Consider the following 6,508-nt stretch of genomic DNA (forward strand, 5'->3'; position numbering starts at 1 on the left):
CCTCTCGCCTACCGGGAGAGGGCTTAAATAACAACCTTAGATTGCAAATTCTCTATTTCATCCGCGCCATATAATACGCATCAACATATTCGCCATTACGCAACGCGTACTTCTTGCCAGTCCCTTCAATCTCAAAGCCGAATTTTTTATAGACCTTAATTGCTGGCGCGTTATCGACAAATACCGTTAGCTCAATGCGCTCTACCCGCAACCAGTTGTCGCACATTTCAATCATTTCTCGCATCAGAGCGCTGGCGACGCCGCGATTCTTCCAGCGCGAGTCAACGCAGATACCAAAATCAGCAACATGACTACGACGTGGGCGCTGTTGCACGTCAATAGTGAGATGACCCACGACGTCTCCATCAATGCAGGCGACGAGTTGCTTGATGCCGGGACGATCGGCGAGTCGCTCCTGCCACATATGATCGGAAGGATGAGGCACCTGTAGTGTGTTGTAATACACCTCCGGCTGGGCGTGGATTTGCCGAATGGCCTCGTAATCGCGCGTTTCAGCGTGGCGTATCACTATCTCACTCATTCCTCTGTCCTCTTTGGGGTTAATGTCCCTTTCAACATCATTGACTTTCAAATAGGAGTCAACGGCATTTTTTTGCAAAAAGTGTTGGACAAGTGCGAATGAGAATGATTATTATTGTCTCGCGATCAGGAAGACCCTCGCGGAGAACCTGAAAGCACGACATTGCTCACATTGCTTCCAGTATTACTTAGCCAGCCGGGTGCTGGCTTTTTTTTGCGTGTCATTTTGTCCACGGGGAGTGTTTCTCGTGTTGAGACAAATGCGAAATCGCCTGATGCGCTACGCTTATCAGGCCTACACATCGTCCTGAACCGTAGGTCGGATAAGGCGTTCACGCCGCATCCGGCATGAACAACGCGCACTATGCCAACAATCTGACGTACTGAAGCATGAGCATAGGAACCACGTCCGCTTTGCGCTAAGGTGTAACTAACCCCCTTAAAAAGGACGAAATCATGGTCATCAACTGCGCCTTTATTGGCTTCGGCAAAAGCACCACCCGTTACCATCTGCCGTATGTACTTCACCGCAAGGATAGCTGGCATGTCGCGCATATTTTTCGCCGCCATGCAAAACCGGAAGAACAAGCCCCCATCTATTCCCATATCCATTTCACCAGCGATCTCGACGAAGTATTAAATGATCCCGACGTTAAGCTGGTTGTCGTCTGCACTCATGCGGACAGCCACTTCGAGTACGCGAAGCGCGCGCTGGAGGCCGGGAAAAATGTGCTGGTCGAAAAACCGTTCACTCCGACGCTTGCCCAGGCGAAAGAACTTTTTGCGCTGGCGAAAAGCAAAGGGCTGACCGTCACGCCATATCAGAATCGTCGTTTTGACTCCTGCTTCCTGACGGCGAAAAAAGCGATTGAAAGCGGCAAGCTGGGAGAAATTGTTGAAGTGGAAAGCCATTTTGACTATTACCGCCCGGTGGCAGAAACCAAACCTGGGCTACCGCCGGATGGCGCGTTCTATGGCCTTGGTGTGCATACGATGGACCAGATTATTTCGTTGTTCGGTCGCCCGGATCATGTCGCTTATGACATCCGCAGCCTGCGTAATAAGGCCAACCCGGACGATACCTTCGAAGCGCAGCTGTTTTATGGTGACCTGAAAGCGATCGTCAAAACCAGTCATCTGGTGAAAATCGATTATCCGAAATTTATCGTTCACGGTAAGAAAGGTTCGTTTATTAAATACGGCATCGACCAGCAGGAAACCAGCCTGAAAGCTAATATTATGCCGGGCGAACCGGGATTCGCAGCGGATGATTCGGTCGGTGTGCTGGAGTATGTCAATGACGAGGGCGTGACGGTCAGAGAAGAGATGACGCCGGAGATGGGCGATTACGGGCGCGTCTACGATGCGTTGTATCAAACCATCACCAACTGTGCACCAAATTACGTCAAGGAATCTGAAGTTCTTACTAATCTGGAAATCCTTGAACGCGGTTTTGAGCAAGCGTCTCCCTCCACGGTAACTCTCGCTAAGTAAGTTTTATGGCCCCTTATTTAGTTCAATTTTTTTGAACAGAGGGGTCAATTTTCACCCTCTATCATCCCAGGCAGATCGGGTCCACACTAAGCCCATCGAAATCATTCAGGGGGCGAATACAAATGATCTACTTACGCAAAGCAAATGAACGCGGTCATGCTAATCATGGCTGGCTGGACTCCTGGCATACTTTCTCTTTTGCCAATTATTACGATCCGAACTTTATGGGGTTTTCCGCACTGCGCGTGATTAACGACGACGTGATTGAAGCAGGGCAGGGCTTCGGTACTCACCCGCATAAAGATATGGAAATTTTGACCTACGTGCTGGAAGGTACTGTTGAGCACCAGGACAGCATGGGCAATAAAGAGCAGGTTCCCGCGGGCGAGTTCCAGATTATGAGTGCGGGTACGGGGATTCGTCACTCAGAGTACAACCCAAGCAGCACCGAGCGTCTGCATCTGTATCAGATCTGGATCATGCCAGAAGAAAACGGCATTACGCCGCGTTATGAACAGCGTCGCTTCGATGCCGTGCAAGGCAAACAACTGGTGCTCTCGCCGGATGCGCGTGATGGTTCGCTGAAAGTGCATCAGGATATGGAACTGTACCGCTGGGCGCTGGTGAAAGATGAGCAATCGGTGCATCAGATTGCCGCTGAACGCCGCGTCTGGATTCAGGTGGTGAAAGGCAATGTCACCATTAACGGTGTGAAAGCTTCGACCAGCGATGGTCTGGCAATCTGGGATGAGCAGGCAATCTCCATCCATGCTGATAGCGACAGTGAAATCCTGCTGTTCGATTTACCGCCAGTCTAAATTAATCTCACAAACCTTCCCGAGGAATCGGGAAGGTTCTTATGCGTCCGTGGTAAACTGTAGGAATCTATCCCTTTTGTACCTTTCAGGACGATGAAAAAGAAAAGACCCGTACTTCAGGATGTGGCTGACCGTGTAGGCGTGACCAAAATGACGGTCAGCCGCTTTTTGCGTAACCCGGAGCAGGTTTCCGTCGCTCTACGTGGCAAGATTGCCGCCGCTCTTGATGAACTGGGCTATATTCCCAATCGCGCGCCCGATATCCTCTCTAACGCCACCAGCCGGGCGATTGGCGTCCTGTTACCTTCCCTGACTAATCAGGTTTTCGCCGAAGTATTACGCGGCATCGAAAGTGTTACCGACGCCCACGGTTATCAAACCATGTTGGCCCACTACGGTTATAAGCCGGAAATGGAGCAGGAACGCCTCGAATCGATGCTCTCGTGGAATATCGACGGGCTGATCCTGACTGAACGTACCCATACGCCGCGTACCTTAAAAATGATTGAGGTGGCGGGGATCCCGGTGGTGGAGTTGATGGACAGCCAGTCGCCGTGTCTCGATATTGCCGTCGGTTTTAATAACTTTGAAGCGGCACGCCAGATGACCACAGCCATCATTGCCCGCGGACATCGACATGTGGCTTATCTGGGGGCGCGCCTCGACGAACGTACCATCATCAAACAGAAGGGATACGAACAGGCGATGCTGGATGCCGGCCTGGTGCCGTATAGCGTGATGGTCGAGCAATCTTCTTCATACTCATCCGGTATCGAGCTGATTCGCCAGGCGCGGCGGGAATATCCGCAACTGGATGGCGTGTTCTGTACCAACGATGACCTTGCCGTCGGCGCGGCGTTTGAATGCCAGCGTCTGGGCTTAAAAATCCCGGATGATATCGCGATTGCTGGTTTCCACGGCCACGATATTGGTCAGGTGATGGAGCCCCGTCTTGCAAGCGTACTGACGCCGCGTGAGCGAATGGGCAGCATTGGCGCTGAACGCCTGCTGGCGCGTATTCGTGGCGAAACAGTGACGCCGAAAATGTTAGATTTAGGTTTCACCTTGTCACCGGGCGGATCTATTTAAGTCCACAAATTTGAAGTAGCTCACACTTATACACTTAAGGCACGGATGGATATTGCTTCTGATTTTGTCCGGCTGGACAATGTTACCGATAACAGTTACCCGTAACATTTCTTTCTTGTACTGTAGGGGCACCACTTTGAGCACGACTAACCATGATCACCACATTTACGTTCTGATGGGCGTATCGGGCAGCGGCAAATCTGCAGTCGCCAGTGAAGTGGCGCATCAACTTCATGCCGCGTTTCTGGATGGCGATTTCCTCCATCCGCGCTGCAATATCGAAAAAATGGCGTCCGGCCAACCGCTGAATGATGACGATCGTAAGCCGTGGCTACAGGCGCTGAACGATGCCGCGTTTGCCATGCAGCGAACCAATAAAGTGTCACTGATCGTCTGTTCCGCGCTGAAAAAGCACTATCGCGACCTGCTGCGTGAAGGCAATCCAAATCTCTCTTTCATCTATCTGAAGGGCGATTTTGATGTGATTGAAAACCGTCTGAAAGCGCGCAAAGGCCATTTCTTTAAAACCCAAATGCTGGTGACGCAGTTTGAAACGCTGCAAGAACCGGGTGCGGACGAAACCGATGTACTGGTGGTAGATATCGATCAACCGCTGGAAGGTGTTGTGGCAAGCACCATTGAGGTTATTAAAAAAGGCAATAAGTAGTGACTACATTAACGCTTGTTTTAACAGCAGTAGGGTCTGTTTTACTGCTGCTGTTTTTAGTCATGAAAGCGCGTATGCACGCTTTCCTGGCTTTGATGGTGGTGTCTATGGGGGCTGGCCTTTTTTCCGGTATGCCGCTCGATAAAATCGCAGCGACAATGGAAAAGGGGATGGGAGGCACCCTCGGCTTCCTGGCGGTCGTTGTCGCGCTGGGGGCCATGTTTGGCAAGATCTTACATGAAACCGGTGCAGTCGATCAGATTGCCGTCAAAATGCTCAAATCCTTTGGTCACAATCGCGCGCATTATGCCATTGGCCTTGCGGGCCTGGTCTGCGCGCTGCCGCTGTTCTTCGAAGTGGCCATTGTCCTGTTGATTAGCGTTGCGTTCTCAATGGCTCGCCATACCGGAACGAACCTGGTGAAGCTGGTGATCCCACTGTTTGCGGGCGTTGCAGCCGCGGCGGCATTCTTACTGCCGGGACCCGCGCCAATGCTGTTGGCATCGCAGATGAACGCCGACTTTGGCTGGATGATCCTGATTGGCCTGTGCGCGGCGATCCCGGGGATGATTATTGCGGGCCCGCTATGGGGTAACTTCATCAGCCGTTACGTTGAGCTGCATATTCCTGACGATATTACAGAGCCGCATCTTGGCGAGGGTAAAATGCCGTCTTTTGGATTCAGCCTGTCGCTGATCCTGCTGCCGCTGGTGCTGGTAGGGTTGAAGACGATTGCCGCGCGTTTTGTGCCGGAGGGCTCTACCGCTTACGAATGGTTCGAGTTTATCGGTCACCCGTTCACTGCGATTCTGGTTGCCTGTCTGGTGGCAATTTACGGTCTGGCAATGCGTCAGGGTATGCCAAAAGACAAAGTGATGGAGATTTGCGGTCACGCGCTGCAACCGGCGGGGATCATTCTGCTGGTGATTGGTGCGGGCGGCGTCTTCAAACAGGTGCTGGTTGACTCTGGCGTCGGTCCGGCACTGGGCGAAGCGTTAACCGGAATGGGCCTGCCGATTGCGATTACCTGCTTCGTGCTGGCTGCTGCAGTGCGCATCATTCAGGGTTCTGCCACCGTTGCCTGTTTAACGGCGGTAGGGCTGGTGATGCCAGTGATTGAACAACTGAACTTCTCTGGTGCGCAAATGGCTGCGCTGTCGATTTGTATCGCTGGGGGTTCGATTGTTGTCAGTCACGTTAACGATGCTGGTTTCTGGTTGTTCGGTAAATTTACCGGCGCGACCGAAGCCGAAACGCTGAAAACCTGGACCATGATGGAAACCATCCTCGGCACTGTCGGCGCCATTGTCGGGATGATTGCATTTCAGTTGCTGAGTTAAGTCTGTTTGCCCGGTAGTTCTGACGCTACCGGGCGTCTTCCGGGAAACTTTTCCCGTCACCCCTTCATCCACATCCGAATGCCGTCGAGGAACATCTGGGTTGCCATCATTACCAGAATCAATCCCATCAGACGTTCCAATGCATTTACCCCTTTCTCACCCAGCAGACGTAAAAACAGCGATGACTGTAACAGGATGATAAATGTCCCGCCCCAGGCCAGCAGCAGAGCAATCACCAGATGACCCATCTGGTTAGGGTACTGGTGAGACAGCAACATCAGCGTGGCGAGAATAGTCGGCCCGGCGACCAGCGGAATTGCTAACGGCACGATAAACGGTTCTTCGCCTGCCGGAAGCCCACTACTGTTTCCTGAGGCGCTGGGGAAAATCATCTTAATGGAAATCAGAAACAGAATGATGCCGCCAGAAATAGAGACGGTTTCTGCCCGCAAGCTAAGAAATGCCAGAATTTTCTCACCCGCAAACAGGAACACCAGCATCACCAGGAGAGCAATAAGCAACTCACGCACCATGATTGCCCTGCGTCGTTTTGGCTCTGT

7 protein-coding genes are annotated in these 6,508 nt (G+C 52.1%); 5 read left to right on the forward strand and 2 right to left on the reverse strand.

What is annotated here, in order from left to right:
- Positions 1 to 52: 52 nt before the first annotated feature.
- The gene (yhhY, locus tag EA14781_RS11815; RefSeq protein WP_002460223.1) at positions 53 to 541 is read right to left on the reverse strand and encodes an N-acetyltransferase; all 489 of its coding nucleotides are present in this window, start codon (positions 539 to 541) and stop codon (positions 53 to 55) included.
- A gap of 455 nt (positions 542 to 996) precedes the next feature.
- On the opposite strand from yhhY, the gene EA14781_RS11825 reads away from it, so the two are divergent.
- The 5 genes from EA14781_RS11825 to gntU all read left to right on the forward strand — a co-directional run bounded on the left by EA14781_RS11825 (position 997) and on the right by gntU (position 5,948).
- Positions 997 to 2,034 (forward strand): oxidoreductase, encoded by a 1,038-nt coding sequence (locus tag EA14781_RS11825; protein ID WP_000236262.1) that lies wholly within the window; start codon positions 997 to 999, stop codon positions 2,032 to 2,034.
- A gap of 122 nt (positions 2,035 to 2,156) precedes the next feature.
- The gene (gene yhhW / locus EA14781_RS11830) at positions 2,157 to 2,852 is read left to right on the forward strand and encodes a quercetin 2,3-dioxygenase (RefSeq protein WP_000639816.1); all 696 of its coding nucleotides are present in this window, start codon (positions 2,157 to 2,159) and stop codon (positions 2,850 to 2,852) included.
- 93 nt (positions 2,853 to 2,945) lie between these two features.
- Positions 2,946 to 3,941 carry a gluconate operon transcriptional repressor GntR gene (gntR, locus tag EA14781_RS11835; RefSeq protein ID WP_000730266.1) on the forward strand — a complete coding sequence of 332 codons (996 nt, stop codon included), beginning with the start codon at positions 2,946 to 2,948 and terminating at the stop codon, positions 3,939 to 3,941.
- Between the two features lie 136 nt (positions 3,942 to 4,077).
- Positions 4,078 to 4,608, forward strand: a complete 531-nt coding sequence (gene gntK, locus EA14781_RS11840) for a gluconokinase (protein WP_000108322.1) — start codon at positions 4,078 to 4,080, stop codon at positions 4,606 to 4,608.
- Positions 4,608 to 5,948 (forward strand): gluconate transporter, encoded by a 1,341-nt coding sequence (gntU, locus tag EA14781_RS11845; RefSeq protein WP_000210093.1) that lies wholly within the window; start codon positions 4,608 to 4,610, stop codon positions 5,946 to 5,948. The genes gntK and gntU overlap by 1 nt, the downstream gene beginning before the upstream one ends.
- A gap of 56 nt (positions 5,949 to 6,004) precedes the next feature.
- On the opposite strand, the gene yhgN is transcribed toward gntU, so the two are convergent.
- Positions 6,005 to 6,508, reverse strand: a 504-nt coding sequence (gene yhgN / locus EA14781_RS11850) for an NAAT family transporter YhgN (protein ID WP_052514810.1), incomplete at its 5' end; no start/stop codon positions are given.

The sequence above is a fragment of the Escherichia albertii NBRC 107761 = DSM 17582 genome (genome assembly GCF_000759775.1).
GTDB classification, from domain to species: Bacteria; Pseudomonadota; Gammaproteobacteria; order Enterobacterales; family Enterobacteriaceae; genus Escherichia; species Escherichia albertii.